This is a genomic window from Xenorhabdus sp. Sc-CR9 (assembly GCF_963897815.1).
Lineage (GTDB): Bacteria > Pseudomonadota > Gammaproteobacteria > Enterobacterales > Enterobacteriaceae > Xenorhabdus.
The window spans coordinates 1-26,551 of record NZ_CAWQTY010000190.1; the positions used below are offsets into that span (position 1 = coordinate 1).

At 42.7% G+C, this 26,551-nt stretch carries 20 protein-coding genes and 2 pseudogenes; 16 read left to right on the forward strand and 6 right to left on the reverse strand.

From position 1 onward, the window contains the following. From AACQ81_RS13615 to lpdA, 7 genes and pseudogenes are all read left to right on the forward strand, one after another. A pseudogene (locus AACQ81_RS13615) lies at positions 1–118 on the forward strand (IS630 family transposase); the annotation flags it as partial. Between the two features lie 84 nt (positions 119–202). Next, positions 203–745, forward strand: a complete 543-nt coding sequence (gene ampD, locus AACQ81_RS13620) for a 1,6-anhydro-N-acetylmuramyl-L-alanine amidase AmpD (protein WP_237387615.1) — start codon at positions 203–205, stop codon at positions 743–745. A 5-nt stretch (positions 746–750) separates the two neighbouring features. Then, positions 751–1,620 (forward strand): beta-lactamase regulator AmpE, encoded by an 870-nt coding sequence (ampE, locus tag AACQ81_RS13625; protein WP_237387616.1) that lies wholly within the window; start codon positions 751–753, stop codon positions 1,618–1,620. Positions 1,621–2,070: 450 nt separating this feature from the next. After that, positions 2,071–2,835, forward strand: a complete 765-nt coding sequence (gene pdhR / locus AACQ81_RS13630; protein ID WP_237387617.1) for a pyruvate dehydrogenase complex transcriptional repressor PdhR — start codon at positions 2,071–2,073, stop codon at positions 2,833–2,835. A gap of 239 nt (positions 2,836–3,074) precedes the next feature. After that, positions 3,075–5,738, forward strand: a complete 2,664-nt coding sequence (gene aceE / locus AACQ81_RS13635; RefSeq protein WP_237387618.1) for a pyruvate dehydrogenase (acetyl-transferring), homodimeric type — start codon at positions 3,075–3,077, stop codon at positions 5,736–5,738. Positions 5,739–5,751: 13 nt separating this feature from the next. Further along, a complete protein-coding gene (gene aceF / locus AACQ81_RS13640; protein ID WP_237387619.1) occupies positions 5,752–7,326 on the forward strand; it encodes a pyruvate dehydrogenase complex dihydrolipoyllysine-residue acetyltransferase in 1,575 nt (524 codons plus the stop codon). 201 nt (positions 7,327–7,527) lie between these two features. Continuing rightward, the gene (lpdA, locus tag AACQ81_RS13645) at positions 7,528–8,955 is read left to right on the forward strand and encodes a dihydrolipoyl dehydrogenase (protein WP_237387620.1); all 1,428 of its coding nucleotides are present in this window, start codon (positions 7,528–7,530) and stop codon (positions 8,953–8,955) included. A 103-nt stretch (positions 8,956–9,058) separates the two neighbouring features. Here the strand turns inward: lpdA and AACQ81_RS13650 are convergent, their stop codons facing one another. Continuing rightward, positions 9,059–9,706: a GNAT family N-acetyltransferase gene (locus AACQ81_RS13650; protein ID WP_339353445.1), complete on the reverse strand. Its 648-nt coding sequence runs from the start codon at positions 9,704–9,706 to the stop codon at positions 9,059–9,061. Positions 9,707–10,117: 411 nt separating this feature from the next. Between AACQ81_RS13650 and acnB the strand changes: the two genes are divergently transcribed. Further along, positions 10,118–12,715, forward strand: coding sequence for a bifunctional aconitate hydratase 2/2-methylisocitrate dehydratase (acnB, locus tag AACQ81_RS13655; RefSeq protein ID WP_237387622.1), 2,598 nt, complete (start codon positions 10,118–10,120; stop codon positions 12,713–12,715). A 225-nt stretch (positions 12,716–12,940) separates the two neighbouring features. Here the strand turns inward: acnB and AACQ81_RS13660 are convergent, their stop codons facing one another. Then, on the reverse strand, positions 12,941–13,498 hold the full coding sequence (locus AACQ81_RS13660; protein WP_237387623.1) for an Ail/Lom family outer membrane beta-barrel protein: 558 nt from the start codon (positions 13,496–13,498) through the stop codon (positions 12,941–12,943). 535 nt (positions 13,499–14,033) lie between these two features. On the opposite strand from AACQ81_RS13660, the gene AACQ81_RS13665 reads away from it, so the two are divergent. Then, a complete protein-coding gene (locus AACQ81_RS13665) occupies positions 14,034–15,236 on the forward strand; it encodes a retroviral-like aspartic protease family protein (RefSeq protein WP_237387624.1) in 1,203 nt (400 codons plus the stop codon). 75 nt (positions 15,237–15,311) lie between these two features. Here AACQ81_RS13665 and AACQ81_RS19760 read toward each other — a convergent pair whose 3' ends face one another. Continuing rightward, positions 15,312–15,635, reverse strand: a complete 324-nt coding sequence (locus AACQ81_RS19760; protein WP_443089562.1) for a transposase — start codon at positions 15,633–15,635, stop codon at positions 15,312–15,314. A gap of 259 nt (positions 15,636–15,894) precedes the next feature. Here AACQ81_RS19760 and AACQ81_RS13670 point away from each other — a divergent pair, with 259 nt between their 5' ends. From AACQ81_RS13670 to AACQ81_RS13680, 3 genes are all read left to right on the forward strand, one after another. Next, positions 15,895–16,401, forward strand: a complete 507-nt coding sequence (locus AACQ81_RS13670) for a hypothetical protein (RefSeq protein WP_237387625.1) — start codon at positions 15,895–15,897, stop codon at positions 16,399–16,401. Between the two features lie 274 nt (positions 16,402–16,675). Further along, the gene (locus tag AACQ81_RS13675) at positions 16,676–16,855 is read left to right on the forward strand and encodes a hypothetical protein (protein ID WP_237387626.1); all 180 of its coding nucleotides are present in this window, start codon (positions 16,676–16,678) and stop codon (positions 16,853–16,855) included. 115 nt (positions 16,856–16,970) lie between these two features. Then, a complete protein-coding gene (locus tag AACQ81_RS13680; protein ID WP_237387627.1) occupies positions 16,971–17,312 on the forward strand; it encodes an SH3 domain-containing protein in 342 nt (113 codons plus the stop codon). A 128-nt stretch (positions 17,313–17,440) separates the two neighbouring features. Here AACQ81_RS13680 and prpR read toward each other — a convergent pair whose 3' ends face one another. Next, positions 17,441–19,102 (reverse strand): propionate catabolism operon regulatory protein PrpR, encoded by a 1,662-nt coding sequence (prpR, locus tag AACQ81_RS13685; RefSeq protein ID WP_237387628.1) that lies wholly within the window; start codon positions 19,100–19,102, stop codon positions 17,441–17,443. A gap of 295 nt (positions 19,103–19,397) precedes the next feature. Here prpR and prpB point away from each other — a divergent pair, with 295 nt between their 5' ends. The 4 genes from prpB to AACQ81_RS13705 all read left to right on the forward strand — a co-directional run bounded on the left by prpB (position 19,398) and on the right by AACQ81_RS13705 (position 25,063). After that, entirely contained in the window at positions 19,398–20,312 is a 915-nt protein-coding gene (prpB, locus tag AACQ81_RS13690) for a methylisocitrate lyase (protein ID WP_237387629.1), read from the forward strand. After that, the gene (gene prpC, locus AACQ81_RS13695) at positions 20,296–21,471 is read left to right on the forward strand and encodes a bifunctional 2-methylcitrate synthase/citrate synthase (protein WP_237387630.1); all 1,176 of its coding nucleotides are present in this window, start codon (positions 20,296–20,298) and stop codon (positions 21,469–21,471) included. Before prpB ends, prpC begins: the two co-directional genes overlap by 17 nt. 157 nt (positions 21,472–21,628) lie before the next feature. After that, complete coding sequence (locus AACQ81_RS13700; RefSeq protein ID WP_237387631.1) at positions 21,629–23,086, forward strand: bifunctional 2-methylcitrate dehydratase/aconitate hydratase; 1,458 nt, start codon at positions 21,629–21,631, stop codon at positions 23,084–23,086. A gap of 90 nt (positions 23,087–23,176) precedes the next feature. Continuing rightward, the gene (locus tag AACQ81_RS13705) at positions 23,177–25,063 is read left to right on the forward strand and encodes a propionate--CoA ligase (RefSeq protein ID WP_237387632.1); all 1,887 of its coding nucleotides are present in this window, start codon (positions 23,177–23,179) and stop codon (positions 25,061–25,063) included. Positions 25,064–25,413: 350 nt separating this feature from the next. Here AACQ81_RS13705 and AACQ81_RS13710 read toward each other — a convergent pair whose 3' ends face one another. Both AACQ81_RS13710 and AACQ81_RS13715 read right to left on the reverse strand, forming a co-directional pair. Beyond that, positions 25,414–26,256 carry a hypothetical protein gene (locus tag AACQ81_RS13710; protein WP_237387633.1) on the reverse strand — a complete coding sequence of 281 codons (843 nt, stop codon included), beginning with the start codon at positions 26,254–26,256 and terminating at the stop codon, positions 25,414–25,416. Between the two features lie 179 nt (positions 26,257–26,435). After that, positions 26,436–26,551, reverse strand: a pseudogene (locus AACQ81_RS13715) (IS630 family transposase); the annotation flags it as partial.

A 26,551-nucleotide genomic window follows, 5' to 3' on the forward strand; every position in this document is an offset into this window, starting at 1 on the left:
GACATTCCGTGAAACCCTTCGCCACTTTTTTCATACCACTTTGCCAGAAAAAGCGAAAGAACTCACGACTCGACTGACTGACAACTTTCAGATTTTAAAACCTGCATCTTCAAGTTAGATTGGTATAATAGACGGTGTTTCCTCAGTAGAGCCAGTTGTGTTGGCTGGAATGGCTATGGTGAATTAAGGGAGGAGTAAAAGAGTGAAACTGCATGAAGGGTGGATTGATATTGCAAGAAAGGTCATTTCTCCGCATTGTGATTTGCGTCCGGAAGGTGAAACTCCATCATTGCTGGTCATCCATAATATCAGTTTACCCCCTGGTAAGTTTGGCGGTCCCTATATCGACCAATTATTTATGGGAACACTGAATCCGAATGAAGATCCTTTCTTTGATGAGATAAAACATTTGTGCGTTTCTGCTCATTGTTTGATCCGGCGCGATGGAGAAGTTGTACAGTATGTTCCTTTCGATAAAAGAGCTTGGCATGCTGGTGTTTCCTGTTACTGTGACCGTGAGAAATGTAATGATTTTTCTATAGGCATTGAATTGGAAGGCACGGATTATGAGGAGTTTACTGAAATTCAATACATTAAGCTGACCGAAGTTACCGAACTGCTTATCAGTCAGTATCCTGATATCCGTAGTAATATCACGGGACACAGTGATATCGCACCGGATAGAAAGACCGATCCAGGGCCTTATTTTTACTGGGAACATTATCAACAACTATTGAAGGAGTGAGTTGGATGACTCTCTTTATTCTATTGTTAATACTGGCATGGGAACGGGTCTTCAAGATGGGAGACCATTGGCAGTTGGAACGTTATTTAGCTCCATTGTTTGCCAGAATAAAATTTTATTCGTTGTGGGGCAGTTTAGGCATGAGTGTCTTGGTTGCTTTCTTGACATGGAAACTTATTGAAGTTTCTGGTTCTGTTGTTTTTGGCATTCCAGCAATTTTATGCAGTATTATTATCAGCTTGTTATGTATTGGCGCTGGAGAACTGCGTCGTGATTACCGCAGGTATCTTCAGGCCGTGCGAAATGATGATTCTGAACAGCAAACTAGTTATCTTGCACGTTTGACCATGATTCAAGGAACGTTACCCGATACGACACTTTCTGATGTGACGAAGGAAGAACGGTTACGTGAAACACAGAATGCCTTAATCTGGATAAATTTTCGCTATTATCTGGCACCGATTTTTTGGTTGATTGTGCTGGGAGAATTTGGTCCCGCTATTCTGATGGGATATGGTTGCCTCCGGGCCTATCAGGGATGGCTGGCGCAAAACGCAACAGCGGTACAGCGAGCACAATCGGGTGTTGATGGCATATTACATTGGTTAGATTGGCTTCCTGCACGTTTGGCCGGTGTTGCTTACGCTTTGTTGGGGCATGGTGAGAAAGCCTTGCCAGCTTGGATTGCGTCGCTGAGCGACTTACGGACATCGCAATATAAAGTCGTCAGTCAATTGGCTCAATTTGCATTAAGTAAAGAACCCCATCTCAATCCGGTAGAGACGCCAGTTGCTGCCGTAACATTAGCTAAAAAAGCTACATTTACTATTGTGATTATTGTTGCATTGCTGACAATTTATGGCGCGTTAATTTAATAATAGAAAGCCAGAAAGAGTGGTCTGATAACTATCTCTCTGGCTTTTGGTCTGAACACTCAACAATACTAAACCTGTTTTTATTGTCTTTTTATTCATAGCTGATATAGCGTTTACTGGTAATCCGGTGTTATTGCCATGGTTCACTCTCTATATTATCGATTTTGGAATCCTACTTTAAAATCTCTTTTGGTTATAATTTTCTGATAAAATTTAAAATAATTTGTTAAAATTTGCAGATTTTTATGATTTGCCTAAAGGTCTTTATAGACAGCTAGTGAATACTTTGTTACTTTAAGACACTATACTCTAAATTGGTATTACCAATTGACTACAACCCGTTAGTGAGGTTTCTTTAGCTGAAATTTGTTCAAGAAGATTCAGGTAAGATTCAGGTAACTAGGGCATGGTCCAAAGCAACATTTACTCATTGAATGGCTTACAGCAGATATGGCCTATAGCAAGATTCGCCAACCAAAGTTATCAGATGTGATTGAGCAACGTCTTGAGCAGCTCATTCTCGAAGGCTCGCTACGCCCGGGAGAGAAGCTGCTGCCTGAACGTGAGCTAGCGAAGCAGTTTGAAGTATCACGCCCTTCATTACGCGAAGCCATTCAAAAACTGGAAGCCAAAGGCTTTCTGTTCCGTCGTCAGGGGGGAGGAACTTTCGTGCAGAACAACCTGTGGCAAAGTTTCAGTGACCCTCTTGCTCAACTTATTGCAGAGAATCAAGAATCTCAATTCGATCTCCTTGAAACGCGACATGCGTTGGAAGGGATTGCGGCCTATTACGCAGCCCTTAGGGGAACCAATGAAGATTTTAAACGTATTGAAAAAAGCCATCTTGCTATTCAGGAAGCCCAGCAAAGTGGTGATGTAAATGCGGAATCTGATGCTGTCTTGCAATATCAGCTTGTTGTCACGGAAGCTGCTCATAACGTGGTATTGCTGCATTTATTACGCTGTATGATCCCGATATTAGAACAAAATATCAGACGTAATTTTGAGTTCATTTATACCCGTAAAGAGATGTTGGCAGCCGTTAGTGACCATAGAGCTGAAATTTTTCGCTCTATTATGGCGAGAGAACCGGAAAAAGCCCGCGAGGCTTCCCATCGCCATTTGGCCTTTATCGAAGAAGTTTTATTGGATCTGACTCGTGAGCATACTCGTCGTGAGCGTTCATTGAGGCGGCTCCAGCAAAATCAGGAATAAGAGCCTATCCCTTGGGGCATCGTTGATAAATCAAATTCCCGAATGGGTAGGTTCTAAACTTGACTGTACAGATCCTGACTGCTGCGTTTGTACAGTTCGTCAACTCTTTATCCAAGAGTTTTAGCGGCAATATATAGCAGGGCCTATCTTCCGGTCATAACATGCAGTTCGTCAAAGGGTATGACCGGAAGATAGGCTCCAACAACCATTAGAAATAGATAACAGATAAGGAATACACCATGTCAGATATGTTGAAAAATGACGTGGATCCGATCGAAACTCGCGATTGGTTACAGGCGATCGAATCGGTCATCCGTGAAGAAGGTGTTGAGCGTGCTCAGTTCCTGATTGATCAGGTTTTAAGCGAAGCTCGTAAAGGTGGCGTTAACGTTGCCGCAGGTGCTGCAAGCCGTGATTACATCAACACTATTCCTGTTGAGGATGAGCCTGCTTACCCTGGCAACCTGGATTTGGAGCGCCGTATCCGTTCCGCTATTCGCTGGAACGCAGTGATGACTGTTCTGCGTGCATCCAAAAAAGATCTGGAACTGGGGGGTCACATGGCTTCATTTCAGTCTTCCGCGACTGTTTATGAAGTTTGTTTTAACCACTTCTTCCGCGCTCGTAACGAAAATGATGGTGGTGACTTGGTTTACTTCCAGGGCCACATTTCTCCGGGTGTTTACGCTCGTGCATTCCTTGAAGGTCGTCTGACTGAAGAGCAGATGAACAACTTCCGTCAGGAAATTGGTGGTAATGGCCTGTCTTCTTACCCGCATCCAAAACTGATGCCTGACTTCTGGCAGTTCCCAACTGTTTCTATGGGTCTGGGGCCAATCTCCGCTATTTATCAGGCTAAGTTCCTGAAATATTTGGAAAATCGTGGTCTGAAAGATACCTCCAAACAAACCGTTTATGCTTTCTTGGGCGACGGTGAAATGGATGAGCCAGAATCCAAGGGTGCGATCACTATCGCAACTCGTGAAAAACTGGATAACTTGGTATTCATCATCAACTGTAACTTACAGCGTCTGGATGGCCCGGTAACTGGTAACGGCAAAATCGTTAACGAACTGGAAGGTATCTTCGACGGTGCTGGCTGGCAGGTACTGAAAGTCCTGTGGGGCGAGCGTTGGGATGAGCTGCTGCGTAAAGATACCAGCGGTAAACTGGTTCAGTTGATGAACGAAACTCTGGACGGCGACTATCAGACATTCAAGTCTAAAGATGGCGCTTATGTTCGTGAGTACTTCTTCGGTCGTTACCCAGAAACCGCTGCATTGGTCAAAGATATGACTGATGAGGAAATCTGGGCGCTTAACCGTGGTGGTCACGATCCTAAGAAAGTATTTGCTGCACTGCAAAAAGCACAGAATATCACGGGTAAACCAACTGTGATCTTGGCTCAGACCATTAAAGGTTATGGTATGGGTGACACAGCTGAAGGTAAAAACATTGCCCATCAGGTTAAAAAAATGAACATGGAAGGCGTTCGCCAGTTCCGTGATCGTTTCAATGTGCCTGTAGCTGATGAGCAGATCGAAAAACTGCCATATGTTACTTTCGACAAAGATTCTGAAGAATCTAAATATCTGCATGAGCGTCGTAATGCTCTGAATGGTTACCTGCCAAGTCGTCGTGTTAACTTCGACGAAAAACTGGAAATCCCTGCACTGGAAGATTTCAGTTCTCTGCTGGAAGAGCAATCCAAAGAAATTTCTACTACTATCGCTTTTGTTCGTGCATTGAACATTATGCTGAAGAACAAGTCGATCAAAGATCGTCTGGTTCCAATCATTGCTGATGAAGCACGTACTTTCGGTATGGAAGGTCTGTTCCGTCAAATCGGTATCTACAGCCCGAATGGTCAACAGTATACTCCGCAAGACCGTGAGCAGGTTGCATACTATAAAGAAGACGCCAAAGGTCAGATTCTGCAAGAAGGTATCAATGAACTGGGTGCTGCTTCATCTTGGCTGGCTGCTGCAACTTCTTACAGCACCAACAACCTACCAATGATTCCGTTCTACATCTACTACTCCATGTTCGGATTCCAGCGTATCGGTGATCTGTGCTGGGCGGCAGGTGACCAGCAAGCCCGTGGCTTCCTGGTAGGTGGTACTTCAGGTCGTACGACTCTGAACGGTGAAGGTTTGCAGCATGAAGATGGTCACAGCCACATTCAGTCTCTGACGATTCCTAACTGTGTCTCTTATGACCCAGCGTTCGCTTATGAAGTTGCTGTCATCATGCATGATGGTTTGGAGCGTATGTATGGTGAGAAACAAGAGAACATCTATTACTACATTACTACCCTGAACGAAAACTACCATATGCCGTCAATGCCTGCGGGTGCTGAAGAAGGTATCCGTAAAGGTATCTACAAGCTGGAAAACTTGGAAGGCACGAAAGGTAAAATTCAATTGCTGGGCTCCGGTTCTATCCTGCGTCATGTTCGTGAAGCAGCGAAGATCCTGTCTGACGAATACGGTATCGGTTCTGACGTATACAGCGTAACTTCCTTCACTGAACTGGCTCGTGATGGTCAGGATTGTGAGCGTTGGAACATGCTGCATCCATCAGAAGAACCTCGCGTTCCTTACATTGCTCAGATCATGAACGAAGCGCCAGCTGTTGCTTCTACTGATTACATGAAACTGTTCGCAGAACAAGTACGTAACTTTGTACCTGCAAGCGATTATCGTGTACTGGGTACTGACGGTTTCGGTCGTTCTGACAGCCGTGAGAATCTGCGTCATCACTTCGAAGTTGATGCTTCTTATGTGGTTGTTGCAGCTCTGGGTGAATTGGCTAAACGTAGCGAAGTTGATGTGAAATTGGTTGAAGAAGCCATCAAGAAATACAACATCAACCCAGAAAAAGCTAACCCACGTCTGGCATAAGAGGTAAAGAGTAATGTCTATTGAAATTAACGTACCTGATATTGGTGCAGATGAAGTTGAAGTTACCGAAATCATGGTGAAAGTCGGTGACACTGTAGAAGCAGAACAGTCCCTGATCACTGTTGAAGGTGATAAAGCTTCTATGGAAGTCCCATCCCCACAGGCGGGTGTGGTTAAAGAGATCAAAATTGCGGTTGGCGATAAAGTTGAAACCGGCAAACTGATCATGGTCTTTGAATCCGCAAACGGTGCAGCAGAAGTTGCACCCGCTCAGCAGGCAGCAGCTCCGGCAGCAGCACCAGCACCAGCTGAAAGCAAAGAAGTTAATGTACCTGATATCGGTGGTGACGAAGTTGAAGTTACCGAAATCATGGTAAAAGTGGGTGACACTATCGCTGAAGAACAGTCTCTGATCACCGTTGAAGGTGACAAGGCGTCTATGGAAGTCCCTGCACCGTTCGCGGGTACTGTGAAAGAGATCAAAATTGCTGCTGGCGACAAAGTTAAAACTGGTTCTCTGATCATGGTATTCGAAGTTGCAGGTGCAGCGCCTACGGCAGCTCCAGCAGCTCCAGCAGCTCCAGCTCCTGCGGCTGAACCTGCTAAAACAGCATCCGCTCCGGCAGCAAACAAGCCAGCAGAAGGCAAAAATGAATTTGCAGAAAATGATGCTTATATTCATGCAACTCCGGTGATCCGTCGTCTGGCGCGTGAATTTGGTGTAAATCTGGCTAAAGTGAAAGGCACTGGTCGTAAAGGTCGCATCCTACGTGAAGATGTTCAGGCTTACGTGAAAGATGCGGTTAAACGTGCAGAAGCAGCACCTGCTGCGGGCGGCGGCTTGCCGGGTATGCTGCCTTGGCCGAAAATTGATTTCAGCAAGTTCGGTGAAATCGAAGAAGTTGAAATGAGCCGTATCCAGAAAATCTCCGGTGCTAACCTGAGCCGCAACTGGGTCATGATCCCTCACGTTAACCTGTTCGATGAAGCGGATATCACTGAAGTTGAAGAGTTCCGTAAACAGCAGAACAAAGAAGCTGAGAAGAAACAACTGGGCGTGAAGATCACTCCGCTGGTATTCGTGATGAAAGCTGCCGCGAAAGCACTGGAAGCAATGCCTCGCTTCAACAGCTCCATTTCTGAAGATGGCCAGAAGCTGATCCTGAAAAAATATGTCAACATCGGTATTGCGGTTGATACACCTAATGGTCTGGTTGTTCCTGTATTCAAGGATGTCAATAAAAAAGGCATCATGGAACTGTCCAGAGAATTGGCTGAAGTTTCCAAGAAAGCACGAGCTGGTAAGCTGACTGCTTCTGATATGCAGGGTGGTTGTTTCACCATTTCCAGCCTGGGTGGTATTGGTACTACCGGTTTTGCACCAATTGTGAATGCGCCAGAAGTGGCAATCATGGGTCTGTCTCGTTCTTCCATGAAACCAGTATGGAATGGTAAGGAATTCGTTCCTCGTCTGATTCTGCCTATGTCTCTGTCCTTTGACCACCGAGTTATCGATGGGGCAGATGGTGCGCGCTTCATCACTTATATTAATCAATTGATGAGCGACATCCGCCGTTTGGTGATGTAATGCAAAGGCCGGTAAATATACCGGCCTAATGATTACTGCCGTGACAGATATTTTCTCCTTGCATCTGGCAGGTTGGGATTTCTGTCACGTTAACGCGCTTTTCAGGTTATTTACAATTCTGTAAACTGCTCGCGGTGTGTACGTCCCGGTGGAATATGTTTTTTTCGTCTGACCCGCCGGACAAACAATTAAGAGGTCATGATGAGTACTGAAATTAAAGCCCAGGTAGTGGTGCTTGGAGCAGGCCCTGCTGGGTATTCTGCTGCTTTCCGTTGTGCAGACTTAGGTTTGGATACCGTTTTGGTTGAGCGTTACTCTACTTTGGGTGGTGTTTGCCTTAACGTTGGTTGTATTCCATCCAAGGCGCTGCTTCATGTTGCAAAAGTCATTGAAGAAGCAAAAGCACTGGCACAACACGGTATCGTGTTTGGTGAGCCACAAACTGATATCGATAAGATCCGTCTCTGGAAAGAAAAAGTCATTTCCCAGCTGACAGGTGGTTTGGGCGGCATGGCTAAGGGCCGTAAAGTTAACGTTGTTAACGGTATTGGTAAATTTACAGGTGCTAACACTCTGGTAGTAGAAGGCGAAAACGGCGCAACAACGATTAATTTTGATAATGCCATTATCGCAGCGGGTTCACGCCCTATTCAGCTACCATTCATTCCACATGAAGATCCTCGCGTATGGGATTCTACCGATGCACTGGAGCTGAAAACTGTTCCGGAACGCCTGCTGGTAATGGGCGGCGGTATTATTGGTCTGGAAATGGGTACTGTTTACCACGCTCTGGGTTCTCAGATCGACGTGGTAGAAATGTTCGATCAGGTTATTCCTGCTGCGGACAAAGACATTGTTAAAGTGTTCACTAAGCGCGTCAGCAAGAAATTCAACCTGATGCTGGAAACTAAAGTGACAGCGGTAGAAGCTAAAGAAGATGGCATCTACGTAACAATGGAAGGTAAGAAAGCCCCAGCGGAACCACAGCGTTATGACGCAGTTCTGGTTGCTATCGGTCGTGTACCAAACGGTAAATCGCTGGATGCAGGTAAAGCAGGCGTTGAAGTTGATGAGCGTGGCTTTATCCATGTTGATAAGCAAATGCGTACTAATGTGCCTCACATCTTCGCTATCGGTGATATCGTTGGTCAGCCAATGCTGGCGCACAAAGGTGTCCATGAAGGTCACGTTGCTGCTGAAGTTATTTCTGGCAAGAAACATTACTTCGATCCAAAAGTGATTCCATCCATTGCTTATACTGAACCAGAAGTGGCATGGGTTGGTCTGACTGAGAAAGAAGCGAAAGAAAAAGGCATCAGCTATGAAACCGCAACTTTCCCATGGGCAGCATCTGGTCGTGCAATTGCGTCCGACTGTTCAGATGGTATGACTAAGCTGATTTTCGATAAAGAAACTAATCGCATTATCGGTGGCGCTATTGTTGGTACTAACGGTGGCGAGTTGCTGGGTGAAATCGGTCTGGCTATCGAAATGGGCTGTGACGCAGAAGATATCGCTCTGACTATCCACGCTCACCCAACTCTGTATGAATCAATCGGTATGGCTGCGGAAATTTACGAAGGTAGCATTACTGACTTGCCAAACCCTAAAGCAAAGAAAAAGAAATAATTCTTTAGATTTTGCAATAGTGATGAAAAGCGGCTTTTATTATAGAAGCCGCTTTTACATCCAGCCCATTATTCTAAACATATCATTTTTTACACAGCTAAAATTATGGCATATATTTTCTCAGTCGATAAGTATTGCCAACAACTACCCACTCATTACTCTCAGATGGATATAATTTCATTTGGGTAGTTTCAAAGTGACCGAAACCATAAGGTTCGAACCCTAATCTTTCATAGAAAGGAATTGAGTAAGGTTTTGCTTCTACCATCAATTCTCCACCATTGCCCAGACTACAAGAAAGTTCTACTGCTTTTTCAACAAATAAACTACCGCAACCCTGGTTGCCAGGATGGGTAAGCATAAATCCTATTTTATCTGTACTTTCATTGTAAAAAGCGGAACCTCCTGTGACAAAAGTCATTACCCCGATGGGAATGTTTTGCACTAAGCCGATAAAGTAACGATGATATTTTGTTGTATTTATTTGTTGAGGATCTTGATAGACCTTTTCTATTTCATGAGATACGGCAATGAAGGTCTTATATCTTTCTATATCTGAGTAAGAAGGGGGATTTAATGTCGAACACCAATCACATGTATTGCCCTTAATTTGAGCCAGTGCGATGAACATTTCATCCTTACTGACTTCTTTTATAATGGTTTGGAATAATCGAAAATATCTTTCTTTAGGTGATTCTCTTATATGTATTTTGGAGAAAATATTCTGAAATAGCTCTCTGGTTTTCATCATATGTCTCCTGTATGCTCCTGCTCTGGTTTAATGGGTGATATGAACTATTTTCAGAACTTGACCATCAAGACGGTAGCTTATTAGTCTTAGTTGAATCAGCCAAGGTATATTCAGATTGAAATAGCAACAAACAGCATTTAATACTTTAATACACTCTTCAAACTTATTTATCCAGAATTTTATCGCGGTTCAATGTTGATTTTATGTGAATGAATTAACATTCCATTCAAACTTTGGTATGCTAAACGCCCGAAGCTAAGCATAATTCTGATGTTATGTGAGCAAAATCCTCTGACCTGGCACCCTTGATGATTGTTTTAGGCGATTGTTTTAGGCGATCGTTTTTCGATAATCGTTACCGGGTGCAGACAGCCGGGTATATAAAATGACAATGAGAGTGAGGAGAAAGTCGTGCTAGAAGAATACCGCAAGCACGTAGCCGAGCGTGCAGCTCAAGGCATCGTCCCTAAACCGTTAGACGCAGCTCAAGTAGCAGCGCTGGTAGAATTACTGAAGAACCCACCTAAAGGTGAAGAAGATTTCTTATTAGATCTACTGACCAATCGTATTCCTCCTGGTGTAGATGAAGCCGCTTATGTTAAAGCGGGTTTTCTTGCTGCCATAACCAAAGGAGAAGCAGCTTCTCCTTTGGTCACACAGGAAAAAGCCATTGAATTATTGGGAACTATGCAGGGTGGGTATAATATCCATGCTTTAATTGATGCTCTTGATGATGAAAAATTGGCTCCGGTAGCGGCTAAAGCGCTTTCTCATACTTTGCTGATGTTTGATAGTTTCTATGATGTAGAAGGAAAAGCAAAGGCAGGCAATGTCCATGCCAAACAGATTATTCAGTCATGGGCCGATGGACAATGGTTCCTCGAACGCCCTGAATTAGCGGAAAAAATTACTGTTACCGTTTTTAAGGTCACAGGTGAAACCAACACCGATGATCTCTCTCCTGCACCTGATGCGTGGTCACGTCCTGATATTCCTTTACATGCTTTGGCAATGCTCAAAAATGCCCGTGAAGGTATCGAACCTGATCAAGCGGGTGCCGTTGGCCCCATTAAGCAAATAGAAGCATTGAATAAAAAAGGCTATCCGTTGGCCTATGTTGGTGATGTTGTCGGTACAGGTTCTTCCCGTAAATCAGCAACTAACTCCGTGTTGTGGTTTATGGGTGAAGATATTCCGTTTGTGCCTAATAAACGGGGTGCTGGCGTGGTACTGGGCGGAAAAATCGCGCCAATCTTCTTTAATACCATGGAAGATGCGGGGGCGTTACCAATCGAAGTAGATGTTTCTAAACTCAATATGGGTGATGTGATTGATATTTACCCGTATAAAGGTGAAGTTCGTCATCATGAAACGAATGAATTGTTCTCTAATTTTGAATTGAAAACTGACGTATTGATCGACGAAGTTCGTGCTGGTGGTCGTATTCCATTGATTATCGGTCGTGGTCTGACCGGGAAAGCCCGTGAATCATTAGGGTTGCCACACAGCGATGTTTTCCGTCAGGCAAAAGCTGTTGAGAAAAGTGATCGTGGTTTCTCATTGGCACAGAAAATGGTAGGTCGCGCCTGTGAAACTGGCGGTATCCGCCCGGGAGAATATTGTGAACCTAAGATGACTTCAGTGGGTTCTCAGGATACCACTGGGCCAATGACGCGTGATGAGTTGAAAGATTTGGCATGTCTTGGCTTCTCTGCGGATTTGGTTATGCAGTCATTCTGTCATACAGCGGCTTATCCAAAACCTGTCGATGTGACGACGCATCATACACTACCTGATTTCATCATGAACCGCGGTGGGGTATCGCTACGTCCGGGAGATGGCATTATCCACTCATGGCTGAACCGTATGTTACTGCCGGATACGGTAGGTACAGGCGGTGATTCCCATACCCGTTTCCCGATTGGGATCTCTTTCCCTGCGGGTTCAGGTTTGGTGGCATTTGCTGCCGCTACAGGTGTCATGCCGCTGGATATGCCTGAATCAGTATTGGTGCGTTTTAAAGGAAAAATGCAACTCGGCATTACCCTGCGTGATTTGGTTCATGCCATTCCTTACTATGCGATTCAGCAGGGTTTGCTGACTGTTGAGAAGAAAGGCAAGAAAAATATTTTCTCTGGCCGCATTCTTGAGATTGAAGGTTTGCCTGAACTCAAAGTTGAGCAAGCATTCGAATTAGCCGATGCTTCTGCGGAACGTTCTGCGGCAGGCTGTACTATTAAATTGGATGAAGCGCCGATCATTGAGTATTTGCAATCGAATATCATACTGTTGAAGTGGATGATTGCAGAAGGTTATGGTGATCGCCGAACGCTTGAGCGCCGTATTATTGGCATGGAGAACTGGTTGAAAGATCCTCAATTGCTGGAAGCAGATGCAGATGCTGAATACGCAGCGGTGATTGAAATTGATCTGGCGGAAATTAAACAGCCTATTTTGTGTGCGCCTAACGATCCAGATGATGCACGTCTGTTATCGGAAGTCGCAAACAGCAAGATTGACGAAGTGTTTATCGGCTCTTGTATGACCAACATTGGTCATTTCCGTGCTGCGGGCAAGTTACTGGATCAGCATAAAGGCCAATTACCGACCCGTTTATGGGTTGCGCCTCCAACTAAGATGGACGCAGCTCAATTAACAGAAGAAGGCTATTACAGCGTCTTCGGTAAGAGTGGGGCGCGTATTGAGATCCCCGGTTGTTCATTGTGTATGGGAAATCAGGCGCGTGTGGCAGATGGTGCAACCGTAGTATCCACTTCTACCCGTAACTTCCCGAACCGTCTCGGTACAGGTGCAAATGTTTATCTGGCTTCTGCTGAGCTGGCAGCTGTGGCTTCACTGTTGGGACGCTTACCAACTCCAGAAGAGTATTTGCAATTCATGGATAAAGTCGATGAAACCGCAGCAGATACTTATCGTTACCTCAATTTTGATCAATTGAGCCAGTATACAGAAAAAGCGGATGGTGTGATTTTCCAAACCGCTGTATAAAAAAGTATATTGCATAAAAAGGGGGCTAATGCCTTAGTTAACGAGAAAGCTCAGACATAAAAAAATCGGCCTCAGACAAATACACTGAGGCCGATTATGACTCATCGCTCATTGAAGCCGAATATATTTTTGCGACAATACATGTTTGCGGCTACGTTGTCAGAAAAGTCTACTCACTCACTTGAATTGAGTTGGTGTCCATCTATAGCTATTTAGTAGAACAAATTAGAAACGGTAACCAATGCCAACCGTCCATGTTCCTGCTTTAGCCTGTTTCAAATGTGAATATTCGTAGGCAACATCAACAGCTACATTTGATATTGGGTTAAATTGTAAGCCAGTCCCATAAGCAAGAGCTGTTTTCTTTTCGATCGTGTTTGAATTTGTTTTCTGGTGATCTTTAATATTAGCGACACCAAGCAAGGTATAGGCGCTGATATAATCATTAAAGCGGTATGTTGAACCTACCATCAATGATCTATAAGTAATACTTTCATCAGCGTTACGGCCTTTTTTATTTACAGGGTTAGGCGCGTAGTAAACATTTAACTTAGTTTGCGTAATCGAACTGATAACACCCCAATGATCATTAATCTCATAACGGTATTTCAGATTGAGACCTCTTGGATCTTTAGAGGGCTTTTCATTGTTTGCTATAATTTTCAGCTTCGTACTGGTTTGAGCGTAGCCGAGTGAGATGGTGTGTTTGTCATTTGCGTTTGCAGTAAATGAAGAAATAGATAATCCAGCAATTATTGCTGAGACTAATAGTGCTTTTTTCATTATATGTGTCTCTTTATTTTATAAATCGCATCGTAATATATATAAATTCCGAAAAAACACAACGGAAAAATAACCCTACTAAAATAATTTACACATAATAATAACTATAAGTTATGTTTTAGTTGTTTTTTATTCATCATGAGCATGAAGTTAACTATCATGAGTAATGTGAATAAAAGCAGAGCGTGAGACTTCCTCCTTATATATGTGCACTGTTTGCACTGCCTATGTTGATTGGGGATAAATCTGACTGTGTTAAATGAAAAACGATGGGACTTATTTATAAGCGGGATAAAACACTATTCTGGCAACAAGATATGGGTTATTTGTTGCTGCATACCGATTGACATATTTTGTTGAATCACTTATAAACCGCTCTTAAGAAGAGGGAAACTCTACTTGTATAAGCGCCCTCCCCTGCTCATAGTGGTGGTTGGAGTGTGAAGAAGATTTATCAAAAAAGGCTCCTTTAGGAGCCTTTTTTGATCCGGATTAGTAATTACTCTGGAACACACATTGGGATAAAAAACATTCAATGAAATTGATATTTGGAAAAGCAAGAAAAATAGTACCGCTTCTATTGTGCGTGACTGGTTTGGCGGGATGTACTAATACGCTGGCTAACAAAGTTCAGGTAAAAAACCCTGCGACACCAGAGACGATATTGGACACGCATTTTGAAAATAATCTGATAGTTCCGGTTACCATAAACCATAAGACGTGGCGCTTTCTGGTTGATACTGGCGCGAGCATAACTGTTATTGATAAAAATATTGCGGCTGAGATTACACAGCCTTGGTTATTATCTGAGCTTCCTGCAAATTATCGTCAGGAATTCTCTCATGTCAAAACTGTCTCAGGGAGTTTGGAAAACCAGAATTTCACTATTCTGAAACCGATGCCTTTCTCCATTGGCTCACAAGAAATTCGGGATAATGATATTTGGTTGTCGATGGATTTATCACTGTTTGTTCAGTCACTGGGTGTGGATATCAACGGTATTATCGGTATCGATACTTTTAGAAAAATAAACTGGCAGGTCGATAATGAAAAGAAACGCTTGGTTCTTTTAAAAGACGGGCCTTCCGCTCTCGCGTATCAGCAATGTACAGGTTATGAAGACAGTTATAACCGAATGCCACAGCTTTGGTTTAATTATGGTGACAATCATGTACCTTTCCGCATTGATACCGGTGCGGACGGAAGTTACGTTACCAACGACTTCATCCGTTTTGCAAAAGAGCATAAGGGTTCAGTGACACTGGATTCCGTGAATTCGCCTGGCGTCGATGCAAGCGGTATGATGAACGCCCCAATTTACATCCTGAAAGGATTAACTTTCAACAACATGTCACTTGGTGAAACCAAAGTCAGTGAAAGTCAAAACCAGCAGTTCGCTGTGGGCATGGAGTTCCTGTCGCGTTTTAAACGCTATGCCTTTATCCCCTCACGGATGATGTTTTGCTATGATACGCAATCCATCGAGCGGCATGATCTGGCTTCGAAACGTTCCATCAGCGTACGTTATGCCCATCAGCATATTGAGGTGTTTTATAACAATGATACAGCTCTTCGGAATACTGGGCTGCGTAATGGTGATATCTTGCTAAAGGTAAACGGTGTCGCCTATTCTCCGGCACAGATTGATGAAGTGAGAAAATGGCTTATGCTGACACCGGAGGGAAAACTTAAACTGACTGTTCAGCGTGACACGCAACAGATGGAAATTAACCTCTAGGCTGTGTCCCTCAATATACGTTGATAGTATTATCATCTGATGAATTTTAATACTGGAAAAGATGATGGTACGCTACTACATTCCCGACGAGGCGTCGATAGTCCTACACCCCGTTATTGTCGATGGCTGTCGGGATATGTTTTCCCCCATATGGCACTTGGCTATTTGCACGGTCACTATCTGATCTAAACATTCCTTGATGGAATCGGCAAAAGGCTGGCCCATATAGCCAGAGTCCGCGAGGATACTTTGAATGCCGATCATCTGGGCTGCAACAGGATCCAGTGCCGTAAGAATGCCTTTGCGATCTGTCACGTTTGCCGGGATTATGGCGACGGAATGAGATAATCCAAGGATATCAACGGCGATTAGTGTTGCTAGAGAAGCCGGACAGTTTATTACCCGGCTTGCTAAGAATAACTAAAGACTAAAAAGATAATCCCATATTCTTAGACAAATAAAGTAGTTACGATTATTAGGATTTCAACCTTATTTATTTTTTAAAATTACCTTGTAGGCATTGACATAAAGGCTGCTATATGAATATATAGATATATTCGCCAATATATTTTTTATCGCTGCTTATGTTCGTATCTTTAGATATATCCATTAAATGGGTAGGGTCACCGAAGCGATAAGTCTATTTAAGGAGTTCATTATGAGTGATGAAGATGATGAATTGTTAATTAAAGAGCTGTTTGATATTTTTCTATCAAATAAATTTAATATGATAAGACCAGAGAATTTAATTGCAGTACAGAAAAATAGGTTATTACAGCGCCCAGCCAAACTTGAATCACTTTATTATCTGGAAAAAACTGAAAAATACTTTTTAACAAATTATATAACTAAAGAATCTAATCTGGCTGATGGGCAATATATCTTTATCATTTCTATCGACGATCCTCATACTATATGCTGCGCCAGAAGTATAAGAGATTCTAATTACCATTGGCATAATGCAGTTGATGGACATGCATCAATAGGTTATAGAAAACCCGTGCATTATGCAGGAACCTTATCATTTAGTTCAGGTGATTTATTGACTTGGTCAAATGCCAGTGGGCATTATCGACCTCCTCAAGGGTTGCGGTACCTGATGACGCCTTATGTCAGACGCTTACTACCAGATGAAAAGTTTCGTTGTGCCGAATTTAATAGATAATCACACCAATTTATTTCCAATTAAAATAATTAAATAGATATTATTTTTTAAATGGGTTTTCATAATAGTGATACGCTCAAATTATGAGAATGCTATTTAATATTACTCAGTTCATACAAAAAACAATGAAGAATCCTTTTATAATAATTGTTCATCATCCCAATTAATGAAAAAAAATCTTTAAAGCATCTTTAATATCTGTTATCAATGGATTACAGAGTATTTTTTATTTCCTTATTTTCATAAAATCAACCAAATTAACTTGGGCTAATAAATGGATATATTCTTGAAATATGGTGCTTTAGCTCTGGCCAATGTGATTGAACTGGAGCTTACCGACTGGTTTCAAGGTATATTGGCGCTACCGACATATTTTGATTTGTCAGATTTCACTATTTGGGATACAGGGTTTAGGGATGATCACCAAATTAAACTCGCTTATAGCTATTTCTAGTTATCCCAAAAAACAATCAAAAATCACCTGGTTTCGATAATGTATGAAGATCAATTAATTAAAAAATAATTACCTGAACACAGTTTTCTATTATCAAAAAAATTAAGGAGTAGAAATGCTGAGAAAAGGCACTGTCATTCATGATCATGTTAGTGAGTATCCAAATCCAATAAAATTGAAAACCGGAGAGATAGTTTTAATTAGTTATAGTGACATTGAATATCCCCACTGGATATGGACAACTAATACTTTAAATATCAGTGGTTGGGTTCCCCAACAAATTTTACGTTTCATCTCGATAAATAAAGCAGTATGTAACGAAAATTACACCTCTCATGAATTGACAGTAAAAGTGGGGGAATGTTTGTTTCTGGAGAGATTGTTGAATGGTTGGTATTGGGCTCATAAAAATTCAGGCGAAATTGGTTGGGTTCCGCAGGGATGCCTGACGATTTAAATGATAACAATGGTGATAATCATTCAAGTATTAATAACAATATTGGGATTATATTAGCTAGAAAAATGGAATAATATCAACCAAGATATGCTATCAAGCTAATGAGACTAACATAATGATTGATTTTTCTATTTAATTTTATCCTGTTCCCACTTTAATCTCCGCCATAATGTCGTGCGGCTAATTCCCAGATATTCCGCCGCCGCACGACGATTACCTGAAAATCGTGCCATAACTTCATGCGCTGAAGGAATACTTTCAATAAATAAAGGTGATTCAATAAACTTGGCTGCTTTTATACAATTATCGGCATCATTAATATCAATCTGACGCTCAGGTGAGAGCGATAATATCAATTCAGGAGTCAGGGACTGTTCAGGATTGACACTTAAATAAAGCGCTATCCGTTCCATCAAGTTACGCAATTCACGTACATTTCCCGGCCAGTGATAGGATTTCAGGACTTCATGGCAAGCAACAAATTCTTTTCTTTTCGATGATGAAACAGATAAATTTTGCGCTGCAAATGCCCGTTGCAGGTATTCCATTGCCAATAAACCAATATCATTTTCCCTTTCCCGCAAGGCCGGTATATTGATCCGCAATACACATAAACGATAGAACAAATCTGCACGAAAACGCCCTTCTCGCACCCATGTATCCAAATCACAATGAGTTGCACAGATAATACGGACATCAACAGCAATCGGGCGATATCCTCCGACTCTGACAACAGATTTTTCCTCCAATACCCGCAATAACCGTGTTTGCAGAGGTAGCGGCATTTCACCGATTTCATCCAGAAACAACGTTCCTCTGTGAGCGACTTCAAACAAACCTGCCCGTCCACCTCGCCTCGAACCCGTGAAAGCACCTTCTTCATAACCAAATAGTTCAGCTTCCAGCAAAGACTCCGCAATAGCACCACAATTAACGGCTACAAAGGGTCGTGGATGTTTGCCCACCAATTGTCCGTAACGCAATGTATATTCGTAATGAATGGCCTGTGCCACCAGCTCTTTCCCTGTACCGCTTTCGCCCTGAATCAAGACCGTGGCCACCGAACGGGAATACAGCATAATAGTATTGCGAACATGTTCCATTGCAGCAGAATTTCCCCTAATGTCGCTGATCGTATGGCGAATGCGTAATTTATCTTCCGTTGGGAAAGGAGAAATTATTGACTGATTGAGTTTGGTCATTTTGGCCATATCCAGCGCATCCTGAAATGCCTGCCGGATAGAATCAGCGGAATAGATAAAAACACCCACCAGATCCGCTTCATAAGCAAGATCGGTAATTAACCCTGCGCCGACAATCACTTTGATGCCCATCGATTTCAAGGCATTGACTTGTGTTCTGGCATCTTCTTCTGTCACATAGCTACGCTGTTCAATCCGTAGGTTGAGGCTCTGCTGAAACTCCTCCAATACAGGAAAAGTATTCTGGTAATTAATGACACCAATTCGGGAACTGATCTGCCGGGCACGAGCCAATGCTTGCATGACATCAAATCCACTGGCCTTGGCAATAATCACTGGCACGGATAAGCGACTTTTCAAATAAGCGCCATTAGAACCGGCACAAATTACGGCATCACAATGCTCTGTTTCCAGACGCTTACGAATATGTTGAATTGCATATTCGAAACCCAACTGGATAGGGGTGATTTCTGCCTGATGATCAAATTCTGGCGTAATATCACGAAAAAGATCGAAAAGCCGGGAAACGGAGACTGTCCAAATCACCGGTTTGTTATTATCACGCTCTTCTGAATGTGTTGATACCATATTTCTCCCCTGTTTCCCTTTCAATAATTTCATTCAATGTTTCATTTGTTATCAGTAAAACAAAAATGAAACATAATTGATTCAGAATGAAACAAGTATACATTATAACCAATAACTATTTGGTCACCACTCTATTCCACCAAAACCCATCATGCTCTTGATTTAAAAATAAAAATATATTCCATAATTTGAATGATGGCTAATTTTTGCGCTTGTTTTTGATTTTTGGCATACACTTTGCTTATATAACAACACAATACAAATAAGTTTCATTTTAGTAACAATGAGGTTATATATGGCATTTTATTCTGCGGGTTTGGCTTTTCGTCAGGCAATAGAGGCCGAATCTCCGTTACAGGTAGTCGGAACCATCAACGCAAATCATGCGTTACTGGCAAAACGAGCAGGCTACAAGGCTATTTATCTTTCAGGTGGTGGCGTATCTGCTGGTTCGCTCGGTTTGCCGGATTTAGGCATTTCGACACTGGATGATGTATTGACTGATATCCGCCGTATTACAGATGTATGCGATTTACCGCTTCTCGTTGATGCTGATATTGGTTTTGGTTCTTCAGCATTTAATGTTGCCCGTACTGTTCGTTCTATTATCAAAGCAGGTGCTGCGGGCATCCATATTGAAGATCAGGTCGGTGCTAAACGTTGCGGGCATCGTCCAAATAAAGAAATTGTCTCCAAAGGAGAGATGGTAGATCGCATCAAGGCTGCCGTTGACGCCCGCACCGATGCGGACTTTGTCATTATGGCACGTACTGATGCATTGGCTGTAGAAGGGTTGGATGCCGCTCTGGACAGAGCCGCTGCCTACATTGAAGCTGGCGCGGATATGCTGTTCCCTGAAGCTATTACAGAACTGCATATGTATAAGGAATTCGCATCCAGAATACAAGTTCCCATTTTGGCGAATATTACTGAGTTTGGCGCTACCCCGCTCTTTACTATTGAAGAATTAAGGAGCGTGGATGTCGCTATCGCCCTTTACCCGCTATCGGCGTTTCGAGCTATGAATAAAGCCGCCGAACAAGTCTATACCGCTTTGCGTCACGACGGCACACAGAAAAATGTCATTGATATGATGCAAACCCGCAATGAACTGTATGAAAGCATCAACTACTACGCTTTTGAGCGAAAACTGGATGCCCTGTTTTCGCAGAAAAACAGCAGAGGGGATATTCATGAATATACAGAATAAGACAACGGGATCTTCTGAATCAACTCAATTCAAACCCAAAAAATCCGTTGCCTTGTCCGGCATTATTGCGGGCAATACAGCACTCTGTACCGTGGGAAAAAACGGTAGCGAATTACATTATCGTGGTTATGATATTCTCGATTTAGCCGCCCATTGTGAATTTGAAGAAATAGCTTATTTACTTATTCACGATAAGCTTCCTTCCCGCGCAGAACTCATTTCCTATAAAGCCAAATTGAAAGCCTTACGCGGTCTGCCCAGTAGCGTTAAATCGGCATTGGAAGCTCTGCCGGCAGTGGCGCATCCAATGGATGTCATGCGCACGGGTGTTTCTGTTCTGGGCTGTACCCTGCCGGAAAAAGAAGATCATAACCTTGCTGGCGCACGTGATATCGCCGATCGTCTGTTGGCTTCCCTTGGTTCAATATTGCTTTATTGGTATCACTACAGCCATAACGGGCGACGCATTGAAGTTGAAACTGATGATGATTCCATCGGCGGGCATTTCCTCCATCTCCTGCATGGCCAGAAGCCGCCTGAATCTTGGGAAAAAGCAATGCATATCTCCCTTATCCTGTATGCCGAGCATGAATTCAATGCCTCGACTTTCACCAGCCGCGTGATTGCAGGTACAGGATCAGATACTTATTCTGCCATTATCGGCGGTATTGGTGCGCTGAGAGGGCCGAAACATGGCGGGGCCAATGAAGTTTCGTTCGAAATCCAGCAGCGCTATGACTCATCTGATCAAGCTGAGGCCGATATTCTTGCCCGTTTGGAGCGAAAAGAAGTCATCATCGGCTTTGGTCATCCGGTTTATACCGTTTCCGATCCACGCCATAAAGTGATTAAAGAAATCGCCCTGCAACTATCTCAAGAAGCAGGTACAACCCAAATGTATGACATTGCGAATCGAATTGAATCTGTGATGTGGGATAACAAGAAAATGTTTCCAAACCTCGATTGGTTCTCTGCGGTGTCTTATCACATGATGGGTATTCCTACTGCTATGTTTACACCACTGTTTGTCATTGCCCGCACTTCAGGCTGGGCGGCACACATTATGGAACAACGTATTGATAATAAAATTATCCGTCCTTCAGCTAACTATACCGGCCCTGAAAATTTACAATTTATACCCATTGATAAACGTAAATAGCGCAATTTATATACCCATTGGATTTCAAGATGCAGCGCGACGGCAAGGAACGAATCCCTTGGAGCATAGATAACTATGTGACTGGGGTGAGTGAGCGCAGCCAACAAAGCTGCAACTTGAAAGACGACAGGTATAAATAACAATTTAAGGATTGATTATGTCTGCCTCTGCTGTGAGTAACCGCCCTGACTATGATCACGTGATTGTGGATATTGTGGATTATGTCATGGACTACATTGTCGTATCCCCGATTGCTTACGCGACTGCCCATCATTGCCTTATCGATACACTGGGCTGTGGCTTAGAAGCATTAGAATACCCCGCCTGCACAAAATTATTGGGACCTATTGTTCCGGGGACGATTGTGCCTAACGGAGCGCGCGTACCGGGAACGCAATTTGAACTTGATCCCGTTCAGGCTGCATTCAATATTGGTACAATGATCCGCTGGCTAGATTTTAACGACACTTGGTTGGCGGCTGAATGGGGACATCCGTCTGATAATCTTGGGGGAATACTCGCCACTGCTGATTGGATATCAAGAAATGCCGTGTCTCGGGGGAAAACACCTCTAACCATGTGGGACGTACTGACAGCCATGATTAAAGCCCATGAAATTCAAGGCTGTCTGGCGTTGGAAAATGCTTTCAATAAAGTCGGATTGGATCATGTGGTCTTAGTCAAAGTGGCTTCCACAGCAGTTGTTGCCCATATGCTGGGCTTGTCGCGTGAGGAAATGTTAAGTGCAGTTTCACTGGCCTGGGTCGATGGACAATCCTTAAGAACCTATCGCCATGCGCCCAATACCGGTTCCCGCAAATCCTGGGCGGCAGGAGATGCAACTTCCCGCGCAGTACGCCTTGCTCTGATTGCTCAAAAAGGCGAAATGGGATACCCCTCCGTATTAACAGAAAAAACGTGGGGGTTTTATGATGTTTTATTCAATGGTCAGCCATTCAAATTCCAGCGTCCCTATGGCTCTTATGTGATGGAGAATGTGCTGTTCAAAATCTCTTTCCCGGCAGAGTTCCATTCACAAACTGCCGTAGAAGCAGCAATGATCCTGCATCAGCAACTGAAAGAACGGGGTAAACAAGTTGAAGATATCGCCCGGATTACTATCCGAACCCATGAGGCCTGTATCAGGATTATCGATAAACAAGGCCCACTGAATAATCCGGCAGACAGGGATCACTGCATTCAATATATGGTTGCCATACCGCTGATTTTTGGTCGCCTGACCGCTGCGGATTATGAGGACAATATCGCCATCGATCCCCGTATTGATGCTTTACGGAAAAAAATAAGCTGCGTCGAAGATCCCGATTTCACCCATGATTATCACCATCCAGAAAAACGCTCCATTGCCAATGCACTGACTCTGGAATTTACCGATGGCTCTCAACTGGATGAAGTGAAGGTTGAATTCCCAATTGGACATGCCCGCCGCCGCAAAGATGGTATTCCTTTGTTAGAGGAAAAATTCAAAATCAATCTGTCGCGCCGTTTTTCAGAAGAGCAACAACAAAAAATTCAGGCTGTCTCCCTCAACCTCATCTCATTGAGAGACATCCCTGTAAACGAATATCTCGATTTGTACGTTTATAACCTGTAACCAATAGATTTCAAACTATGGCTTAAAGATGAAAGATGGCGGTTCTGGTTTCTGGAGCCGCTTCTCATCTGTACAGTACTAGGAGAGGTTATGTCATTCCAAGACTTCTATCAGCATTCGATTGATGATCCTAATGCTTTTTGGGCAGAACAAGCCAGGCGAATATATTGGCAGCAGCCTTTCGATCAGGTATTGGATCACAGCAATCCTCCCTTTGCCCGCTGGTTCTGCGGAGGAAAAACCAATCTTTGCTATAACGCATTAGATCGCTGGCTGGAGAGCCAACCTGATTCAAAGGCACTGATTGCTATTTCAACTGAAACCAACAGTGAAAAAGTATTTACTTACAAAGAATTACATCAGGAAGTCAATAGAGCCGCTGCCATAATGCTTTCACTCGGCGTCACAAAAGGTGATCGTGTGGTTGTCTATATGCCAATGATAGCTGAAGCCCTGTTTATTTTACTGGCCTGCGCCCGTATCGGGGCAATCCATTCAGTGGTATTTGGCGGTTTTGCTTCGCACAGCCTGGCTACCCGGCTAGATAATGCTGAACCTGTTCTGGTTGTCTCCGCAGATGCGGGGGCACGCGGAGGTAAAATCATTCCCTATAAACCATTGCTGGACGAAGCCATTGAGTCAGCGAACCACACACCACGCCATGTATTGATGGTGAATCGTGGACTGGCTGATATCAATTGGGTCAAAGGCAGAGATGTGGATTTCTCCACATTGAGGCAAGAATATTTTGATGCTGAAGTACCTGTCACATGGCTTGAATCCAATGAAATTTCCTGTGTGCTCTATACATCAGGCACAACAGGAACGCCCAAAGGAGTACAACGAGATGTCGGCGGTTACGCTGTAGCACTGGCAACGTCTATGGACGTTATTTTTGGTGGTAAAGCAGGCGGTGTTTTCTTTTGTACATCAGATATAGGCTGGGTTGTCGGACACTCTTATATTATTTACGCTCCTCTGATCGCTGGTATGGCAACCATCATGTATGAAGGGCTACCGGTACGCCCTGATGCCGGTATTTGGTGGCAACTTGTTGAAAAATATCAGGTTACCAGAATGTTTTCTGCTCCTACGGCAATCCGCGTCCTGAAAAAATACCCGACGGATTGTATTGCCAATTATGATATTTCATCGCTTGAAACACTGTATTTAGCAGGAGAACCTCTTGATGAACATACTGCCCGTTGGATTGCTGAGACCATAAATGTGCCTGTAATTGATAATTTCTGGCAAACCGAAACAGGTTGGCCGATTATGGCAATTGCGCGGAGTCTGGACGACAGATCCAGTCGTTTTGGTAGCACGGGATTCCCTATGTATGGCTTTAACGTCAAATTGATCAATGAACTGACCGCTCAAGAATGTGGTGCTAATGAAAAAGGAATGCTGGTCATTAAAGGCCCTCTGCCACCAGGCTGTATCCAAACTATTTATGGTGACGATACTCGTTTTATCAATACTTACTGGAAGCGCTTTAACCAACCAGTATATTCAACATTTGACTGGGGAATTCGTGACAGCGATGGATACTATTTTATTCTGGGGCGTTCGGATGATGTGATTAATGTTTCTGGTCATCGTTTAGGAACACGGGAGATAGAAGAGTGTATCTCCAGCCATGAAGATGTGGCCGAAGTTGCTGTGATTGGCATCAAGGATGATGTAAAAGGACAAGCGGCGGTTGCTTTTACTGTCCTTAAGGAAGGACGGGAAATCCAAAGTGCCGAGCATTTTGCTACTTTGGAAAAAGCACTGATGCTACTTGTGGATACAAAAATCGGCAGTGTCGGGCGCCCGGCACGTATCTATTTTGTAAGCCAATTACCCAAAACTCGTTCAGGAAAAATGTTGCGTCGCACCATGCAGGCAATCTGTGAAGGACGCGAACCCAGTGATATTGCTCTGGTTGAAAACCCCGCGTCACTGGAAATTATTCGGGATGCAATTTTTCATTAAAAAAACAGACAAAGGATTTATACCTGTCTTCTTTCAAATTGTATCTTTGTTAATGAATCGATAATTTATGGATCATGGGTTATGTCAAGGATTTGAAAAAATAACCTATAAATCATAAAGTTAAAAGGGTATCCAAAGCCGATATTGAAATCATACCTTAACACCTTTCTTTAAAAGCTAATATGACATTATTTTTGCACAATGACCCTGTTGTTTAGCCGGCATTTAATAGCATAGCGTTACTCTGTGAATGTACTATATTTTCCCAGCTACTTTTACCCATTATCGCTCCGTTCCTACGCGGAGCTTTTTTTTGCCCTTATTACAATTAGTTCTGAAAGAAAACGCCTTTATTGCAACTGACTCATAAAATAACGATATATGCGAGCGGATTTCTCCGGTGGTAATTCAACAACTCGTTTATTCAAATCAATAAGTAATTTACAGCTTTTCTCTTTATTAGTATTAGCACGATGAGGCGACTCTAACAACGCGATATCTTCACCATATTTATGCACCATATCAATCATTATGTGCTCTATATCTTGTAAAGCAAGGCTACTGCTTTCAACCGAGAATTGATGCTGTTTTTCACCATAAGAAGCGATAATCATCTCTTTATCCGTTTTTACGCGCTGAGCATATAACTCTGGTGGAAACAATATTGATATTTTTATAAGTTCAGAAAAGTCCTCCCCTGTATCTGGAAAAATAAATTTAAGACATTTATCAGCGCTTTCTTTCTGCAAAAAACCCATTTGCTTTATAACCATTTGTATATGAGAAATAACATTTTTATCCGGGGCAAACAAAATACGATTATTAGTTAATGAAATTAACTTCTTAGTAATCTCATTCTGGATTTCCTCTTTGCTTTTACTTTTTTTCTGCAATGTTGAGACTATCTGTTTAAATTCATTATAAAGTTTTGGATCTTTGTTTTTAATAGTTAAAAAAATAGAATCCTGTTCTATTAACATTGAAGAATCAGGGTTATTAATAGTTAATTCATTGTTTTCCCTAAGAATTTTAAAATAAAATAAGTTCCAGCTAATGGTTGTAACAATGAAGATAACAGCAGCAGATTTCTTACTTATTTTCTTTTTATTTTGTATAACCCAAAGAATTCCGCCGATAACTCCACTGAAAATAGCGCTAAAAACAACACCAGAAACAACGTGATTACAATACATCTGCTAACCTTTAGGTTCCATAAAATGAAGAATGCATTATCTATAAAAATAGATAAATAATCACTTATTTAATCAAATTATTTTCAACCATAATTAAATAATCACTTAATTTATAATTTAATTAAATATTAAATGGCAATATATTCTCAAGGTAAATGTATTATTTAATATATACCAATCTAACTTGAAGATGCAGGTTTTAAAATCTGAAAGTTGTCAGTCAGTCGAGTCGTGAGTTCTTTCGCTTTTTCTGGCAAAGTGGTATGAAAAAAGTGGCGAAGGGTTTCACGGAATG

Coding starts and splice junctions, on each gene's coding strand:
- ampE (WP_237387616.1), top strand. CDS start 751: ATGACTCTCTTTATTCTATTGTTAATACTGGCATGGGAACGGGTCTTC.
- pdhR (WP_237387617.1), top strand. CDS start 2,071: ATGGCCTATAGCAAGATTCGCCAACCAAAGTTATCAGATGTGATTGAG.
- aceE (WP_237387618.1), top strand. CDS start 3,075: ATGTCAGATATGTTGAAAAATGACGTGGATCCGATCGAAACTCGCGAT.
- aceF (WP_237387619.1), top strand. CDS start 5,752: ATGTCTATTGAAATTAACGTACCTGATATTGGTGCAGATGAAGTTGAA.
- lpdA (WP_237387620.1), top strand. CDS start 7,528: ATGAGTACTGAAATTAAAGCCCAGGTAGTGGTGCTTGGAGCAGGCCCT.
- AACQ81_RS13650 (WP_339353445.1), bottom strand. CDS start 9,706: ATGATGAAAACCAGAGAGCTATTTCAGAATATTTTCTCCAAAATACAT.
- AACQ81_RS13660 (WP_237387623.1), bottom strand. CDS start 13,498: ATGAAAAAAGCACTATTAGTCTCAGCAATAATTGCTGGATTATCTATT.
- AACQ81_RS13665 (WP_237387624.1), top strand. CDS start 14,034: ATGAAATTGATATTTGGAAAAGCAAGAAAAATAGTACCGCTTCTATTG.
- AACQ81_RS13670 (WP_237387625.1), top strand. CDS start 15,895: ATGAGTGATGAAGATGATGAATTGTTAATTAAAGAGCTGTTTGATATT.
- AACQ81_RS13675 (WP_237387626.1), top strand. CDS start 16,676: ATGGATATATTCTTGAAATATGGTGCTTTAGCTCTGGCCAATGTGATT.
- AACQ81_RS13680 (WP_237387627.1), top strand. CDS start 16,971: ATGCTGAGAAAAGGCACTGTCATTCATGATCATGTTAGTGAGTATCCA.
- prpR (WP_237387628.1), bottom strand. CDS start 19,102: ATGGTATCAACACATTCAGAAGAGCGTGATAATAACAAACCGGTGATT.
- prpB (WP_237387629.1), top strand. CDS start 19,398: ATGGCATTTTATTCTGCGGGTTTGGCTTTTCGTCAGGCAATAGAGGCC.
- prpC (WP_237387630.1), top strand. CDS start 20,296: ATGAATATACAGAATAAGACAACGGGATCTTCTGAATCAACTCAATTC.
- AACQ81_RS13700 (WP_237387631.1), top strand. CDS start 21,629: ATGTCTGCCTCTGCTGTGAGTAACCGCCCTGACTATGATCACGTGATT.
- AACQ81_RS13705 (WP_237387632.1), top strand. CDS start 23,177: ATGTCATTCCAAGACTTCTATCAGCATTCGATTGATGATCCTAATGCT.
- AACQ81_RS13710 (WP_237387633.1), bottom strand. CDS start 26,256: ATGTATTGTAATCACGTTGTTTCTGGTGTTGTTTTTAGCGCTATTTTC.